The 16032-nt window shown below is 55.8% G+C and carries 14 protein-coding genes; 8 read left to right on the top strand and 6 right to left on the bottom strand.

Annotation, left to right across the window (positions count from 1 at the left end; genetic code table 11):
* Nucleotides 1-32 precede the first annotated feature (32 nt).
* Nucleotides 33-1256: a hypothetical protein gene (locus KSF73_11765; protein MBV1776388.1), complete on the bottom strand. Its 1224-nt coding sequence runs from the start codon at nt 1254-1256 to the stop codon at nt 33-35.
* A gap of 151 nt (nt 1257-1407) precedes the next feature.
* A complete protein-coding gene (locus KSF73_11760; GenBank protein MBV1776387.1) occupies nt 1408-2061 on the bottom strand; it encodes a glycerophosphodiester phosphodiesterase in 654 nt (217 codons plus the stop codon).
* Between the two features lie 108 nt (nt 2062-2169).
* Here KSF73_11760 and KSF73_11755 point away from each other — a divergent pair, with 108 nt between their 5' ends.
* The gene (locus tag KSF73_11755) at nt 2170-4365 is read left to right on the top strand and encodes a patatin-like phospholipase family protein (protein MBV1776386.1); all 2196 of its coding nucleotides are present in this window, start codon (nt 2170-2172) and stop codon (nt 4363-4365) included.
* Between the two features lie 54 nt (nt 4366-4419).
* Here the strand turns inward: KSF73_11755 and KSF73_11750 are convergent, their stop codons facing one another.
* Both KSF73_11750 and KSF73_11745 read right to left on the bottom strand, forming a co-directional pair.
* Entirely contained in the window at nt 4420-4809 is a 390-nt protein-coding gene (locus tag KSF73_11750; GenBank protein MBV1776385.1) for a hypothetical protein, read from the bottom strand.
* A 397-nt stretch (nt 4810-5206) separates the two neighbouring features.
* Nucleotides 5207-5392: a hypothetical protein gene (locus tag KSF73_11745; GenBank protein ID MBV1776384.1), complete on the bottom strand. Its 186-nt coding sequence runs from the start codon at nt 5390-5392 to the stop codon at nt 5207-5209.
* Nucleotides 5393-5412: 20 nt separating this feature from the next.
* On the opposite strand from KSF73_11745, the gene KSF73_11740 reads away from it, so the two are divergent.
* The 6 genes from KSF73_11740 to KSF73_11715 all read left to right on the top strand — a co-directional run bounded on the left by KSF73_11740 (nt 5413) and on the right by KSF73_11715 (nt 11134).
* Nucleotides 5413-5991: a TetR/AcrR family transcriptional regulator gene (locus KSF73_11740; GenBank protein ID MBV1776383.1), complete on the top strand. Its 579-nt coding sequence runs from the start codon at nt 5413-5415 to the stop codon at nt 5989-5991.
* A 121-nt stretch (nt 5992-6112) separates the two neighbouring features.
* Nucleotides 6113-6880, top strand: a complete 768-nt coding sequence (locus KSF73_11735) for a 3-hydroxyacyl-CoA dehydrogenase (protein ID MBV1776382.1) — start codon at nt 6113-6115, stop codon at nt 6878-6880.
* An 85-nt stretch (nt 6881-6965) separates the two neighbouring features.
* Nucleotides 6966-8603, top strand: a complete 1638-nt coding sequence (locus KSF73_11730; GenBank protein ID MBV1776381.1) for an alpha-D-glucose phosphate-specific phosphoglucomutase — start codon at nt 6966-6968, stop codon at nt 8601-8603.
* A gap of 80 nt (nt 8604-8683) precedes the next feature.
* Complete coding sequence (locus tag KSF73_11725) at nt 8684-9457, top strand: histidinol phosphate phosphatase (GenBank protein MBV1776380.1); 774 nt, start codon at nt 8684-8686, stop codon at nt 9455-9457.
* Nucleotides 9458-9552: 95 nt separating this feature from the next.
* Nucleotides 9553-10707 (top strand): hypothetical protein, encoded by a 1155-nt coding sequence (locus tag KSF73_11720; protein ID MBV1776379.1) that lies wholly within the window; start codon nt 9553-9555, stop codon nt 10705-10707.
* A 10-nt stretch (nt 10708-10717) separates the two neighbouring features.
* Nucleotides 10718-11134 carry a phosphate ABC transporter substrate-binding protein gene (locus KSF73_11715; GenBank protein MBV1776378.1) on the top strand — a complete coding sequence of 139 codons (417 nt, stop codon included), beginning with the start codon at nt 10718-10720 and terminating at the stop codon, nt 11132-11134.
* Between the two features lie 72 nt (nt 11135-11206).
* On the opposite strand, the gene KSF73_11710 is transcribed toward KSF73_11715, so the two are convergent.
* Together KSF73_11710 and KSF73_11705 are read right to left on the bottom strand one after the other, a co-directional pair.
* The gene (locus tag KSF73_11710; protein ID MBV1776377.1) at nt 11207-12535 is read right to left on the bottom strand and encodes a glutamine synthetase family protein; all 1329 of its coding nucleotides are present in this window, start codon (nt 12533-12535) and stop codon (nt 11207-11209) included.
* Between the two features lie 322 nt (nt 12536-12857).
* Nucleotides 12858-14195 carry an aspartate aminotransferase family protein gene (locus KSF73_11705; protein MBV1776376.1) on the bottom strand — a complete coding sequence of 446 codons (1338 nt, stop codon included), beginning with the start codon at nt 14193-14195 and terminating at the stop codon, nt 12858-12860.
* Nucleotides 14196-14404: 209 nt separating this feature from the next.
* Here KSF73_11705 and KSF73_11700 point away from each other — a divergent pair, with 209 nt between their 5' ends.
* Nucleotides 14405-15904 (top strand): aldehyde dehydrogenase, encoded by a 1500-nt coding sequence (locus tag KSF73_11700; GenBank protein ID MBV1776375.1) that lies wholly within the window; start codon nt 14405-14407, stop codon nt 15902-15904.
* Nucleotides 15905-16032: the final 128 nt, after the last annotated feature.

Genomic DNA, 16032 nt, shown 5'->3' with positions numbered 1-16032 from the left:
AAGTTTTGCAATGCGCATCATGATTCACCCCCTCAGAACAGGAAATCCACGGAGACGCTGTACACACTGACAGCGCTTCCCTGGAAGTTCGGATTCACACGGTTGGTGAAAATGCTGCCGTAGCCAACGCCTGTATCGGTTGATATACGATCATACTGCGCTTTCACCGCGAGGTTGGTCGCCGCATTCCAGCGCACCCCTACCGAGTTTGTGTGCTGGTTCAGGGCGCTCAGTACAGCCATAGAGGCCTTCCCCAGTGCTTGCAACACAGGCGACGGACTGGAGAGAAGCGGGACACCCACCAGATTCGGTTCGGACGTTACTTTGCTGGTGACGACGTAGGGCGTGAAGTCGCCAATGCGATAGCCGCCACTCAGGTACCAGGCCTTTGAATTCGACAGAAAGCTATCGGATTTACGCTGGGTATATTCACTCTGCGCCACCCAGGAGCCATCATCGTAGGTTGCACCTAAGCCCCAGAAGCTCGACTTCTTGTCGACAGCTTCGAGCTGGCTGACAGTGTCCTGAACGGCCGGGACAGGCACTTTGTGCATGGTGCCGAACGCCTGATCCAGCTGAGGGCTATGCGCGGTAATCTTGCCCTGAGTGTAGCCTGCCCGGAATGACCACGAGTTATATTCCAGCGTGGCATTGATCCCTTGAAGATTCTTGAGATCGACATCCATGTCGAAGTTGACCTTGGCTTTTGAGCGACCCATATAAGGTTGGATCGTCAAGAAAGCATCGCCGACGGATTGCTTCCACAGTAAATCAACACCATCAAAAAATGAGATGGGCACTTGGGCGTACACGTCGATCGGTGGGCGAACCCAGGTATTCACGTAGTTCACGCTGCGGAAGTCGGAAATCATGAACACAGGTGCACCGATGCGACCTGCACGGGCAGTCAGCTGGCTATTGATGGCTACCTTTCCATTTGCCCATTCAACTTCGGGCGTGTAGTTACCATCGCGGTTTTTCTGGGACAGCACTTGGATGGTACCTACCACGCCTTGGGTTGGCGCAATTTCAAGTTGCATGCCCAGCTTGGTATCCGGCCCGAAATCGGCACTCTTCTTTGTACCGGTCGAGGTAAGGTAGCTTGTTCTGAACTCGGCTTCGTCGGTGCTGGTTTTGCTTAAACCCACCGTGCCGAATCCAGAAAATTTGAACATATTGCCTGCATCGTCAGCATATGCAGTGCTAAGGGTGGCAAAGAGTAGGGCTCCTGCCAGAGGGGTGAGGCGCACAATCATCTTTTGGCTCCATTTCCATCAATGGGTTCAGGCAAAACATGCACAAATCAAATGCATTCTTTGGATATGCCTGAACTCACCATAGAAGGCCAATCTTGAGTACGCCAGTGCAATAGATGGCCGCGATGGTCAAACTGGAGCAGTTTGCTGCCTAAAGACCACAAAAATCCGGGAAATCGGTAATGACAGTGTCAATCAAGGGTGGCGCTAGCCGTTCATGCTCGGCACGCGTACGCGGACCGTACACAGCATTGTGAATGCCTGCATCGGACAGCATGGCGAGTGTGCGGTTATCCAGAATCTCGAAATCCCAGACAACGGTAGAGATCAAGGGATGGGTTTTACAGGCGGAGATCAGATGCGGGATATCGGAGGGATGGCTGGCAATTAAAAAGCCCGCAGGACAAGCGATCTCGCTTAAGGACTGAATGACGACATCGTGCCGGAACGAGGTGAGCAACAGCCTGCGGCTCGATGCGTATCGCCGTAAGATGGGCCAGGCCAGTGCCGCGGCCTCGACCGTCTTGATTTCAATATTCCACAGGATGCCGGGGAAAGCATCGAGTGCATCTTCCAGCGTTGGAATGGTAAATCCGCAGGCATGCGATAGTTCGGCATGTGTTAAATCACTGACAGCTACACCCATTTTCAGGACGCGGTCATGTATCAGAACTGCTTGACCGTCGGTGCTGGCGCGCACATCGGTTTCGATGCCATCGAATCGACGGGAAACCGCCGCAGCAAAGGCATCCATCGAATTCTCCGGATGGTCGAGGTGGCAGCCACGGTGAGCGAGAATCTTCATCTTGAATCTGTTCATGTAATCGCAATTAGTCTTACTGTAGTGTGAATGCTTGCCAGCCACCCCACAAGTCTGGATGATCGCGCCGGAGATTCCCGACGAGTGGCACCTATGATTGCGCGATCAAGACAGATATTGGCGGTGTGTATGTTCGGCCTATCCCTGCTGGGTAGTACGGTTGTTTGGGCCGATCGACCTCGTGTGGCGCTGGTATTGTCGGGCGGCGGTGCGCGAGGACTGGCACATATTGGCGTACTAAAAGCACTGGAAGAAGCCCATATACCCGTCGATTGCGTGGTGGGAACCAGTATGGGCGCGCTCGTGGGTGGGGGATATGCCTCAGGGATGACCGCCGCCGAATTGGAGCGCGTGGTACGCGCAACACGCTGGGATCATGTTCTGAATGACCGCCCGCCGCGTAGCTTGCTGGATTACCGGCAAAAGGTGGATGACCGTCTGAATTTCGTTGATTTCGAGCTGGGCATTTCGGATGCCGGCGAATTGAAACTACCCAAGGGTGCAATTGGCACACACAAGGTCGATCTCATGATCCGTTCGCTGGCAGGCAATGCGAACGCGAATTTTGATGAATTGCCCTTGCCCTACCGAGCCGTTGCCACCGATCTTGAAACGGGCGAAATGGTTGTGCTTTCACGTGGTGACCTAGCCGAAGCCATGCGTGCAAGTATGGCGGTACCCGGTGTGTTTGCGCCGGTCGAGCGCGAAACGCGTGTTCTGGTGGATGGAGGGCTGGCGCGCAATCTGCCTGTCGATGTGGGCCGGCAAGTATGTGGTGATGTCGTGATTGCGGTAGATATCAGTTCGCCGTTACTGACGCGCAAGGACATCCCTGATGCCCTTGCCATTTCCGACCAAACGCTACGCCTGATGGTGCAGCGAAATGTGGATGAACAACTTGCTACCCTGGCGTGGCAGGATGTGCTGATTCGTCCTGTACTGGGAAATATGTCTTCGGCAGATTTCAATCAGGTTGCCTGGGCGATTGAGCAGGGAAAGGCGGCGACCGAACGTGTCTTGCCACGGTTGCAGGCGCTCAAGGCGGATGATGCAAGCTGGCAGGCTTGGCTGATGTCCCGACAGCAACGTAAGCCATCCAATCCGATGATACGTGCGGTTGAAGTGGAGCCGACGCGATTTGTGAGCCCGGAAAGCTTGAAAGAGGCGGCGCATACGGAAACAGATCGTCCTTTGAATGCGGATGAGCTAGCCAGGGCGCTCGACAAGGCCTATGCGCGCGGGGATTACAGCCGAATCAGCTATCGTCTGGCGCCGCATCCCGGCGGGGGAGATGTACTACTTCTCCTGCCCCAGGAAAAAGAGTGGGGCCCCGGCTATCTCAACTTCGGGTTGGCACTCAGTACAAATTTCTCGGAAACATCTGATTTCACTTTGCTGGCACAGTACCGTCGAACCTGGATTAATGATGCGGGCGGTGACTGGAAGACGCGCTTATGGGCAGGTGATAAGCGCGGGATAGAGACCTTCCTGACCCAGCCGGTGGGTGCAGGACACACCATGTTTGCGTCAGCGAGTGCGCGCTTTCTGGGTGTACCTGAGCAGGCCTGGGTGGGCAATCATCATGTGAGCGACTACCAGCTGGTTCGGCGCGAGGTTCAACTCGATGTTGGTTCCAATCAGGGTGAATTTGGTGAGGCGCGTGTGGGTATTGTGAAGGGGAAAGTCCAGTATCACCAGCTGATTGGTTCCAGCGAAATCGAGAGTGGTACCGATACCAATGCCGGCATGCTCATCAGTCTGGCCTATGATCAGCTGGATAATGCACGCATCCCCCGCAATGGCGATGCACTGCGTCTGTACTATCAGGTCAATCCGGTACAGTGGGGCAATGAGGTCTCCTGGCACACCCTGAAGATGGAAGCCGATGCTGCCATGACGCGAGGCCGCTGGGTGGTGCGAGGTGCCGCAGAGGTGTTCGATAGCAAAGATGCGCCGATATACAACTGGGCGTCGTATGGTGGCATGTTCCGCTTATCCGGATATGGGCAGGGGCAACTGCGGGCGCAGCGTGCTGCGTTTGGTCGCGTCGTATTCAGCCGGGACTTTGCCCATCTGTCTCCGCTACTTGGGGAGAGCGCTTTCTGGGGGATGTCTTTTGAGGCCGCGCGCTTGTGGAAGATGTCGGGAGAGGAGCAATCGCCGAAAGATTTTACCTCTGCAACCCTATTTGTCGGGGGAGATACCCGCTTCGGGCCAGCATATTTCGGGGTGGGTCAGGGTGATAATGGACGGGCACAGGTCTATCTGAACATTAATGGCACGTTCTAGGGTGAACGTGCCATCGGCAAGGTGCGTTCATGCTGGCAACGTAGGGCAGGGAACCTACTTTTTGTGATCACCCTTGTCCTGCTTACCGCCTGACTCTGCCTTGTCATCCTTTGCGTGCTTGTCGTCCTTGGCGGACGATGCGTCTTCGCCCGCATTGATTTCGACATTGGGCTCGGGCTCGCTTTTGGGCTTATCTGGCGGAGGCGGGATGATCTCCAGCTTCTTGGCCATCATGTACTCATTCATTTCCTTCCAGCCAGAAAAAATATCCGCGCGCGCAACCCGCGGATTGCGCTGGAAACAGTCCTCCAGTGAGCGGCCGCTCTGGCGGCAGGCAGCACCGATGGCTCGGCCATTGAACTTGGCCTGATTGGTGATTTCTGTAAATTTCTCGCACCCGCACAGGCTCAGGCAGAGGGTCAAGAATAACAGTCTGGCATTCATTGCGGACTCAGTTTTCCGATGGATGTCGTCAGTGTTGAGTAAAGATGCTCAATTCAATAGTAGCGTGAACAGGGCAGATTGCACGAAACCGCTGACACGCATTGAGCGCAACCTGTGGCCTACTGCTCGCGCACTGGTCTCTACACGCCCATCCTGTTCATCGGCAGCGAAACCGATAAATTGAGGGAGACGGACAAGATTCTTTTGTGGAATCGGGGAGGGTGGATAAGCCCTGTACGATTGCTGCAACGCTTTTATCCATGTTGCGTTGTACCCCGGATTGCCTGTCCGAATGCACGGGAATTGATTGAAAACAAACTTCAACACATTGTTATGTAAGCGCTTTTGTGATAATTGTTGTGGTGTTGAAGGTGTCATATAACGTCGATGACTGTCGTTAGTTCGTTTGATAACGGCGCGAAAATTTCTGGTTGGCGTTAGAATAATCCAGCTTCAATGCGATACGATCAAGCGCTTGCATGAAATTGTCATGCGGGCTCATAACAAAAATCGGTTCGTTCACCTCGGGGGCGCTGTGAAGTTTGCTTCCGATTTCAGCACGCAAAAAACGATTGAATTCCAAGTTTTTACCCGGGTAAGCCAATGACCACGCAAGAAGAAAAGACACGTCGTAGCGAACTGATTGCTGCTGCAAGCCGTTTGTTCAAAGAGCAGGGATATGAACGCACCACCGTGCGCGACCTCGCACAGGCAGTGGGGATGCAGTCAGGTAGTCTGTTCTACCATTTCCGTACCAAGGAAGAAATGCTGGTTGCCGTCATGGCTGCTGGAATCGGCGAGCTGACAGATCGTCTCGAAGATGCACTGGCCAAGGCAAGCGCACCGATCGATAAGCTGCGCGCACTGTTCCGCGTGCATCTGGAAACGCTGCTGGGCGATGACAAGGGCGCGCTGTCCGTGCTGCTGTATGAATGGCCCAGTCTCTCGAACAAGGCGCAGGACGAACTGATCCGCATGCGCGATGCTTACGAGCGCGACTGGCAAAATACACTGGACGAGGCCGCACGTGCCGGTCTGATCCACGAAGATACCCGCCTGCTGCGCAAGTTGCTGCTAGGTGGTCTGCACTGGACCATGCAGTGGTACAAGCCCGAAGGCGGCGCGACGCCGACCGAACTTGCAGACAAAATGCTCGGGCTGGTACTGCGCAAGCCTGCATAAGCGCCATCTTTTCCTAAGAAAATAAAAACGACACCGGCGAGCGATCCTCGCCGGTGCTATGTTTGTCGCGGGCATGTAAGGCTGCGAGCAAACTTCATCCACAACGACTGGAGACAACAGCATGGATATCAGCAAAGGCAGTATTCTCGTAACAGGTGGCGCATCCGGACTGGGTGCTGCGGTGGTGCGCATGGCGCATGCAGCAGGCGCACGCGTGGTGATTGCAGATCGCAATCGCGAAGGTGGCGAAGCCCTGGCAGCGGAACTGGGTGCCAATGCTGTGTTTGCACACACCGATGTGTCCGATGCTGCGAGTGCCGAGGCTGCTGTGCAGGCTGCTGTGTCCACATTTGGTGGTATTGATGTACTGGTGAACTGCGCCGGGATTGTTCATGGCGAGAAGGTGGTGGGTAAGGAAGGCCCGCACGCGCTGGATACCTTCCGCCGCGTGATTGAAGTGAACCTGATTGGCACCTTCAACATGTCGCGTCTCGCAGCCACGCAAATGAGCAAACAGGCCGCCAAGGAAACAGGCGAGCGTGGCGTGATCATCAATACAGCATCTGTAGCAGCGTTTGACGGGCAGATGGGACAGGCCGCTTATACCGCGTCCAAAGCTGGTATTGCCGGCATGACGCTGCCGATGGCACGTGATCTGTCGCGTAACGGCATTCGCGTCATGACTGTCGCACCGGGCATCTTCAAAACGCCGATGATGGCCAGTCTGCCGCAGGAAGTACAGGATGCACTGGGCGCAGCGGTGCCGTTCCCGTCGCGCCTCGGCGAGCCAGCCGAGTTTGCGCAACTGGTAGCGGCAATCATTGCCAATCCCATGCTGAATGGTGAAACCATCCGCCTCGATGGTGCGATCCGTCTGGCGCCGCGATAAGGCTTCCGATACCATGCACGGGGCGCTCAGGCGCCCCGTTTTTTATTGCAGATTCAAATTTAAACATTTAAATAGCGAGCAGGGAATGACAGGTGTGATTCGTGAAGTAGCGACCCAGCCGATCGCAGGTCAGAAGCCCGGTACATCCGGATTGCGGAAAAAGGTAGGCGTCTTTCAGGCTGCCCCCTATCTACACAATTTTGTACAGGCGATATTCGACGCGGTGCCCGCCTTGAAGGGCGCGACGCTGGTCGTCGGAGGGGATGGTCGCTTCTACAATCGTCAAGCTGTCCAGATCATTCTGGCGATGGCGCAAGCGAATGGTGTGGCGCGTGTACTGGTGGGACGTGATGGATTGTTGTCTACGCCTGCGGCGTCGCATCTGGTGCGCAAATCGGGTGCAGCGGGCGCCATCATTCTGTCGGCCTCCCATAATCCGGGTGGTTCCAATGGGGATTTCGGGATCAAGTTCAATGCAGCCAATGGCGGTCCGGCACCTGAATCACTGACCGAACAGATGTACGCACTCACCCAAACCCTGACGCGCTATTTGATCGCCGATGGCGACGATATTCCACTGGGTGCTGCTGGCAGTTTTACGCGTGGCCAGATGGCGGTCGAGGTTGTCGATCCTGTGCATGCCTATGGCGAACTGATGACAAGCCTCGTCGATATGGATGCGATTCGCGCCTGGCTGGCGGATGGGCACCGTATCCGTCTGGATGCCCTGCATGCGGTAGGCGGACCCTACGCCCGCCATGTATTCTGCGATCTGCTGGGTGCGCCTGCTGATAGCGTGGTCAATGGTGTGCCGCTGGAAAATTTCGGTGACGGACACCCTGACCCGAATCCGGTGTATGCAGCTGATCTGGTGGCATGCATGAATGGCCCGGACGCGCCGGATTTTGCAGCCGCATTTGATGGCGATGCCGATCGCAATATGATTCTGGGTCGCAATTGTGTACTCACGCCATCGGATAGTCTCGCCATTCTGGCGGCCAATGCTGCACTGATCCCGCAATTTGCCGGTACTTTCCATGGTGCGGCGCGTTCCATGCCGACGTCGCGAGCACTGGATGTGGTCGGTCAAGCCAAGGGGTTTCCGGTATACGAGACGCCAACTGGCTGGAAGTTTTTCGGCAATCTGCTGGATGCAGACCGAATCAGCCTGTGCGGCGAGGAAAGCTACGGCACCGGTGCCAGCCATGTACGCGAGAAAGATGGCGTATGGGCAGCGCTGTGCTGGTTGAATCTGCTGGCTGTGCGCAAACAGTCGGTGGCCGAGATTGTGGCGGATCACTGGGCGCAATATGGTCGCCACTACTATTCGCGTCATGATTACGAGGCGCTGCCAGTTGAGGGGGCCAATGCCATCATGGCGCGTCTGCGCGCTGCGCTGGCTGATTTGCCGGGCAAGAGGCTGAATGGTCTGACGGTGAGTCTGGCGGATGATTTCAGCTATACCGACCCTGTCGATGCGTCTGTCAGTCGCAGTCAGGGTATCCGCATCGAGTTTGCGGACGGCTCCCGTGTGGTGTTCCGCCTATCCGGTACAGGAACCGAAGGCGCGACCCTGCGTGTCTATCTGGAACGCTTCGAGGCTGATCCGGCCAGGCATAGCCTGGATACCCAGATCGCGCTGGCATCGGTGATTGCTGTCGCGCACTATCTGGCCGATATTGTCGGGCTGACGGGGCGTACCGAGCCGACAGTTGTGACGTAATCGCGAAATAGAACCCGCCCTGACCGATACTGGGCGCAGCCAGCAGGTTGCGCCTGATTTTCTCCTGAAGTGAGCACATCATGACCGACGCACGCGCTTTTCTCGCCATTGCCAACGAACTGGCCGACGCCGCCCGCAAGGTGATTCTGTCGCACTACCGGACCGGTGTGGCCATCGACGACAAGTCCGATGCCAGTCCGGTGACACTGGCAGATCGCGGCGCGGAAGAGGTGATGCGCGCCATGATCAACGCCCGTTTGCCCGAGCACGGCATCATCGGCGAAGAGTTTGGTCGCGAACGGGAAGCGGCCGAGTGGGTGTGGGTGTTCGATCCAGTGGATGGCACGAAGAGCTTTGTATGTGGCCGCCCGACTTTCTGTACCCTGATCGGCTTGCTGCACTTCGGCAAGCCGGTGCTGGGCGTGATTGATCAGGCGGTGCTGGGTGAGCGCTGGGTCGGCATCGTGGGCGAGGGGACATGGCTGAATGGCGAGCCTGTCCACGTTTCCAACGAGCAGCAACTCAGTCGCGCCCGTGTCGGCTCGACCGGGCCACAGTATCTGGCCGGCGATACGCTGGAACGCTTCAATCGCGTGGCGACGAAGGGGCGCTTTACGCTATGGGGGGGCGATGCCTATCTGTACGCGCAGGTCGCGACGGGTGGGCTCGAAGTGGTAGTGGAAAGTGGCTTGAAGCTGCATGATTTTGCCGCCCTGGCGCCAGTGGTGATCGGAGCCGGGGGGGTTATGACCGACTGGCAAGGTCATGCACTCGACAAAGAGTCGACAGGACAGGTCGTGGCGACCGTTCATCCGGAATTGCATCAGGAAGTTCTGGAAGTGTTGCGATATTGATCGAAAATCTGATACCACTTCTTTTCTTTTCAGACATGTAGGCTATACCCACACCATCAGTCACGATTTTGTGATACTTCCGGTGTGAGGTGAGCATGAAACCACGTGTTGTTCTGTGTCTGCTGGCGCTTGCCGGCCTAGCACCCGCATGGGCGCTGGAAACCACGATCAGCGGCTTTGCCAATGTCACTGCTGGTCGGGTGATGGGTGGCAGTGCCACCGATCAGTATCCTGCAGGGACGGAAGCGCCCTTTACATACCAGCCCAATTCGGACAATGGCGCTGTGAAATATCAGTGCCCGTGTTTTGTCGGTAACTTTGAATATGCGGGGATGTATCAGTACCATGAATGGACATTCTCCCCGGAAAGTTCATTTGGCCTACAAGCTCAGTTCAAAGTCGACCCGCAATTGACCGCGACCGTGCAGATGGTGGCGCGTGGAGCAAATGGTTACAAGGGTGATATCGACTGGGCGTATCTGGGCTATGAATTGAACGGTCACTGGACTGTTCAGGCCGGTCACAAGCGTCTTCCCATCTATAACTATTCCGACTACATGTATGTGGGCTACGCCTACCCGTGGGTGCGTCCTTCCGCCGACCTGTATGGCTGGCAGGTGTATTCCTACAATGGCGTGAATGCCATGTACAAGGATGTGATGGGTGACTGGGCCATTACCGGTAATGTCTGGGCGGGTGAACAGCACGACACGGATAACCGTGAGCTGGGCCTGATTTATTACGGTAAAACCATCGACGAAAAGTGGAAGAACATTGTCGGCGGCTATCTGGATATCAGTAACGACGTTTACGATTTCCGAGCCATCACCATGCACAACACCGTTGAACGCTATGCGACATTTGGCGGGGTGACCGAGTTAAAAGTGAATAACGTGGCTCAGAGCTTTTATGGCCTGGCCTTTAATGTAGATACAGATTCATTCATCTGGCGAAGTGAAGCGAATTACTTTACCCGCCCGAGTGTTAAGGACAATTACATGTCCTATCTGTTTTCTGCAGGCTATCACTTTACTCCCGAGTGGAGCGGGTATGTGAGCTGGTCCCGTTTCAAGGAGCGCTTTGCCAATGACGTATCGGAAATTCATGTCACCACATCGGCAACAGCACGGTGGGATTTCCGCAAGGGTCAAGCGTTGAAGCTGCAATATGATCATCTCGACGATCGTTCGCAATATGGATTCACCGGTAATGCGAATATGTTATCCATGTCGTGGAACGTAGTGTTCTAAGGAGACCAACATGAAAAAGTCCCTGATGACACTTCTAATTGCAGTATTGGCGCCGGTCTGCCTGGCAGGTGATTTTGTGGTAGTGGTAGGCTCCAAGGCCGCTATCGACAAACTGACAGGCGAGCAGGTATCGCAGATTTTCCTGGGAAAAACAGGTAACTTCCCCAATGGGACGCCTGCCATTCCGATAGATCAGCAAGATGGATCGCCTATCCGCGAGGATTTTAGCGCCAAGGTGCTCGGCAAATCCTCGATTCAGATCAAGGCCTACTGGTCCAAGGTGATTTTTACGGGTCGTGGACAGCCACCTAAGGAAATTGCTGGCTCGGGCGAAATCAAAAAGCTGCTTTCGTCCAATCCGAATACGATCAGCTACATCGAAAAATCGGCGGTTGATAGTTCGGTGAAAGTGGTCTTCTCGGAATAAGCGAAGCTGCAAATCACCATGAAAAACGCCCGGCTTGCCGGGCGTTGTCACGTGCTCGGGAGTGAGCGTTCATCAGACGTGCAGCAGCAAATGCTTCCGTTCCCACGGCGTGACCAGGCGGGAGTATTCGATGTATTCCGCTTCCTTCACCAGACAATAGGCGCGCACAAAGGTTTCACCCAGCACCTCGGCTAGCTCCTTTGAGGCTGCGAGTGTTTCCACTGCGTCATCGAGGCTGCGCGGGAAAGCAAACGGCAGGTTGTACGCGTCGCCAGTTAGCGGTTCGGTCGGCTTGATCTTGTCGCGGATGCCGAGATAGGCGCAAGCGAGTGTCGTGGCCAGCGTCAGGTAGGGATTCGAATCGACGCCGGGCAGACGATTTTCAATACGGCGCGCCGACGGGGACGAATGCGGCACGCGAATGCCGCAGGTACGATTGTCGTAGCCCCATTGCACATTGATCGGAGCCGCCCAGTATTTAGTGAGACGCCGGTAGCTATTCACAAATGGCGCAAAGAGCGAGATGGCTTGCGGGAAATATTTCTGCATGCCGCCAATGGCATGCAGGAACATGTCGGATGGTGAGCCATCCTCATTCGAAAAGACGTTTTTACCGGTTTCGCGCGACAGCAGGCTCATATGAATATGCATGGCAGAGCCGGGTTCGTTCTCCATCGGCTTGGCCATAAAGGTGGCATACATATTGTGGCGGATGGCGGCCTCGCGCACGGTGCGCTTGAATAGAAACACCTGATCGGCCAGATCAAGCGCATTGCCATGCAGGAAATTGATTTCCATCTGGCAGGCACCCACTTCATGGATCAGGGTATCAATGGCCAGACCCTGCGCGTCGCAATAGTCGTAGATGTCCTCGAACATGTCGTCGTATTCGTTGACCGCATCGATCGAGTAAGCCTTCCGGCCGGTTTCGGCTCGACCGGTACGACCAATGGGCGGATGCAACGGGACATTGGGATCACGATTGATATCGACGATGTAGAATTCCATTTCCGGGGCTACCACCGGATCGAATCCCATCTCTTCGAATAATTTCAGTACGCGACGCAGCACATAGCGCGGCGAGAATTCAACCGGGCTGCCATCAAAACGGAAACAATCGTGGATAACCTGCGCGACCGGATCTTTGGCCCACGGGACAAGGCGGATGGTATCGGGGTCGGGAATCAGCACCATGTCCGGGTCGGTTGCGGGCACAATACCTTCGGCGTATTCACCGGTGACGGTTTGTAGCAGCACCACTTCGGGCAGGCGCATCCCTTCTTCGGCGCTGAATTTTTCCTTCGGGACAATTTTGCCGCGCGCAATGCCGGTGAAATCAGCAGTGACACATTCAACTTCGGTAATGCGATGCTCTTGTAACCAGTTCAATATATACGTCATGACATGCCTCATTTAATACCGGTTGGTACTGACCGAAATGAGGTGTCTTCAGAAACCTGTCACAAGGAAACCGCGAGCTGTGACGGCTTTTGAAGACTCCCTTACTCGTACAAATGTGGGACGCGCGCATCACTGAGCAGCGTAGCGCCCCAAGTTCAGTCTACTTCTGTTCAATATACTAAACAAGGTAATGTTGTACGGATGCCGCGCAAGGCGGGCGGGTGGCGGATAAGAGCCACGCATCATCATTCGATTTTGCGGTGGCTCGTGTGCCGAAGGATGAGGTGTTGATGATATTGAACGGATCGTTTAATAAATCGAATTAATCCAGCGACTGCAAGATACTGCGCAAGGTGTCGAAAATCCGGTTGATCTGCCCCTGATCAATGATGAGCGGGGGAGAGAGTGCAATCGTATCGCCAGTGACTCGAATAAGGATCCCGGCGTCCCATGCCTTGAGGAACGTGGCGAATGCGCGCTTTCCAGGTGCACCGGGCATGGGTTCCAGTTCGATTCCTGCCACTAGTCCGATATTGCGGATGTCCTTCACGTGGCGTGAATCTGCTAACCCGTGTGCTGCACTTTCCCAATAAGGCGCCATCTCGGCCGCGCGTTTAAATAGCTGCTCATCCCGATACAGCGAAATGGTTGCAGTTGCTGCCGCCGCGGCAAGTGGATGGCCGGAGTAGGTATAGCCATGCGGCAGTTCGATTACTCCTTCTGCGGCGGCAGACATAAAGGCATCGTGGATGTCGCGTCGCACCAGCACCGCCCCCATTGGCGCCGCACCGTTGGTCAGACCTTTGGCGCATGTCAGGATGTCCGGTGTGACATCAAAACGTGTCGCGCCCCATGCGCTACCCGTTCGGCCGAATCCGGTGATGACTTCGTCAAAGATCAGCAGGATGCCGTATTTCGTACAGATTTCCCGCAATCGCTGTAGATAACCCTTGGGTGGAATCAGGACACCTGTCGAGCCAGCCACTGGCTCGACGATAATCGCAGCGATAGTGGCTGGGTCGTGAAGTGCCAGTAATCGCGATTCAATGGCATTGGCCATGGCAACGCCATTGTGCTCTGGTTCGCCGCGCGAGAATGCATTCTGTGCGGGTGTATGGGTATGACCAATATGATCGGTGCCGGGCAGTCCGGTTCCGAATAGTTTGCGGTTACCAGCAATGCCACCGACGGAAATGCCGCCAAAGTTGACGCCATGATAGCCCCGCTCGCGGCCTATCAGTTTGGTACGATGGACATCGCCGCGAACGCGATGCCATGCCAGTGCAATCTTGAGTGCGGTATCGACTGATTCCGAGCCGGAGTTGGTGAAGAACACCCGATCCAGGCCTGTTGGTGCGATGTCAGCCAGTGCATTTGCCGCCATGAACATTTCCGGATGTCCCATCTGGAAGGGCGGGGCGTAATCCAGCGTCGCGGCTTGCCGCTGAATGGCCTCCACAATCGGCTTGCGATTGTGCCCGGCATTCACGCACCACAGACCCGCCGTGCCATCGAGAATCTGCCGTCCCCGGTCGTCTTTAAAATACATACCCTCGGCTGACACCAGCATGCGGGGGGCGGCCTTGAACTGGCGATTGGCTGTAAAGGGCATCCATAAGGCATCCAAATCGGGCATATGGGCGTAGGTTTTGGCATCCATGATCAGCGGCTTCAGGAAAGTCAGGCAATACGCTTAGTGTGCCACGTAAGCAAGATGGCGAAATAGATGGCTTGCTGTGGGTGAATATTAAATCAACCAATTGTTCAATATAATCGACACATTCGGGTATGTGGCGTGGTATCGTTATTAGAATGACCCGACGCATGTCCGCCATAATCGGCGGATCTGCACCCTGTGGAGACGACAAGATGAGCAAGCAGCAACGTACCCTGTCCGACTGGCAAGCCGCTGCCAGCAAGCTGACCATTGATGGCCGGGCGCTGGTCAATGGAGAAATGACGGACGCCCTGAGCAGTGAGACATTCGACTGCATCAGTCCGATTGATGGTCAGGTTCTGGCTAAAGTGGCTCGATGCAGTGAGTCTGACGTTGATCGTGCCGTTGCTGTAGCGCGCGCCAGTTTCAATCGCGGCGAATGGTCGGGCATGAACCCGCGCAAGCGCAAGGAGGTGTTGCTGCGCTGGGCGGCGCTGATCCGTGAACATACCGAAGAACTGGCGCTGCTGGAAACACTTGATGCGGGCAAACCGATTGGCGACACCATGGCCGTGGATATTCCGGCTGCGGCCTACTGTGTGCAGTGGTTCGCCGAGGCCATCGACAAGGTGGGGGGCGAAGTGGCGCCTGCCGATCACCATATGCTGGGTCTGGTAACACGCGAGCCAATCGGCGTGGTCGCAGCGGTGGTGCCGTGGAACTTCCCGCTGCTGATGGCTTCGTGGAAGTTTGCGCCGGCACTGGCTGCGGGCAATAGTGTGATCCTGAAACCTTCGGAAAAGTCGCCGCTGACCGCCATCCGAGTGGCGCAACTGGCGCTGCAGGCGGGCGTGCCTGCGGGCGTATTCAATGTGCTGCCGGGGTTTGGTGATACCGGCAAGGCGCTGGCGTTACATATGGATGTCGATTGTCTGGCGTTCACCGGTTCGACCGCTGTGGGTAAGCAGCTGATGCAGTATGCCGGTCAGTCCAATCTGAAACGCGTGTGGCTGGAATTGGGCGGAAAGTCGGCCAATATCGTGCTGCCGGATTGTCCGGACATGGATCGTGCAGTCGCCGCCGCCGCCGGTGCAATTTTCTACAATATGGGCGAGATGTGTACTGCGGGTTCGCGTCTGTTGCTGCATCGTTCCATCAAAGATGCATTTATCGAGAAGCTGGTGGCGACCGCAGCAGGCTGGAAGCCAGGGCATCCACTTGATCCGAATACGTCGATGGGCGCCATTGTCGACAAGATTCAGCTGGATCGCGTGCTGTCCTATGTCGAAACCGGCAAGGGCGAGGCACGTCTGCTGTGCGGTGGCGAACGCACATTGACTGAAACCGGCGGCTACTATCTGCAGCCGACCATATTCGAGGTGAATACGCCAAAAGCGCGCATTGCCACCGAGGAAATCTTCGGGCCAGTGCTGTCTGTCATTACTTTCGATACGCTGGATGAAGCCATTGCCATCGCCAACGATAGTGAATACGGCTTGGGTGCAGCGGTGTGGACGTCTGATCTGGCCACCGCTCACGATGCGGCACGTCGTTTACGTGCGGGCACGGTGTGGGTGAATTGCTACGAGGAAGGGGGGGATATGAACTTCCCATTTGGTGGCTACAAGCAGTCTGGCAATGGCCGCGATAAATCGCTGCACGCGCTGGAAAAATACACCGAGCTAAAATCTACGTTGGTACGCCTGCGGTAAGCCTGATGTGAGCGGGCGGCCGAAGGCCGCCTGCCACGAAAGGCTGATTGGTCTCCGGTACGCTTTTTATTCCTATTGCTTGACTTTTCTCCGCGGGCAGCATGTCCCGTCTCCTTGCATTTCGTTGC

The sequence above is a fragment of the Burkholderiaceae bacterium DAT-1 genome (assembly GCA_019084025.1).
Classification (GTDB): Bacteria; Pseudomonadota; Gammaproteobacteria; order Burkholderiales; family Chitinimonadaceae; genus DAT-1.
This window is presented reverse-complemented; position numbering and strand designations above follow the sequence as displayed.

What these genes read in the sequence shown, in the direction of transcription:
- KSF73_11720 (MBV1776379.1), top strand. Translation starts at nt 9,553, where the DNA reads ATGAAACCACGTGTTGTTCTGTGTCTGCTGGCGCTTGCCGGCCTAGCA.
- KSF73_11705 (MBV1776376.1), bottom strand. Translation starts at nt 14,195, where the DNA reads ATGGATGCCAAAACCTACGCCCATATGCCCGATTTGGATGCCTTATGG.
- KSF73_11760 (MBV1776387.1), bottom strand. Translation starts at nt 2,061, where the DNA reads ATGAAGATTCTCGCTCACCGTGGCTGCCACCTCGACCATCCGGAGAAT.
- KSF73_11765 (MBV1776388.1), bottom strand. Translation starts at nt 1,256, where the DNA reads ATGATTGTGCGCCTCACCCCTCTGGCAGGAGCCCTACTCTTTGCCACC.
- KSF73_11700 (MBV1776375.1), top strand. Translation starts at nt 14,405, where the DNA reads ATGAGCAAGCAGCAACGTACCCTGTCCGACTGGCAAGCCGCTGCCAGC.
- KSF73_11750 (MBV1776385.1), bottom strand. Translation starts at nt 4,809, where the DNA reads ATGAATGCCAGACTGTTATTCTTGACCCTCTGCCTGAGCCTGTGCGGG.
- KSF73_11755 (MBV1776386.1), top strand. Translation starts at nt 2,170, where the DNA reads ATGATTGCGCGATCAAGACAGATATTGGCGGTGTGTATGTTCGGCCTA.
- KSF73_11740 (MBV1776383.1), top strand. Translation starts at nt 5,413, where the DNA reads ATGACCACGCAAGAAGAAAAGACACGTCGTAGCGAACTGATTGCTGCT.
- KSF73_11725 (MBV1776380.1), top strand. Translation starts at nt 8,684, where the DNA reads ATGACCGACGCACGCGCTTTTCTCGCCATTGCCAACGAACTGGCCGAC.
- KSF73_11710 (MBV1776377.1), bottom strand. Translation starts at nt 12,535, where the DNA reads ATGACGTATATATTGAACTGGTTACAAGAGCATCGCATTACCGAAGTT.
- KSF73_11715 (MBV1776378.1), top strand. Translation starts at nt 10,718, where the DNA reads ATGAAAAAGTCCCTGATGACACTTCTAATTGCAGTATTGGCGCCGGTC.
- KSF73_11730 (MBV1776381.1), top strand. Translation starts at nt 6,966, where the DNA reads ATGACAGGTGTGATTCGTGAAGTAGCGACCCAGCCGATCGCAGGTCAG.
- KSF73_11735 (MBV1776382.1), top strand. Translation starts at nt 6,113, where the DNA reads ATGGATATCAGCAAAGGCAGTATTCTCGTAACAGGTGGCGCATCCGGA.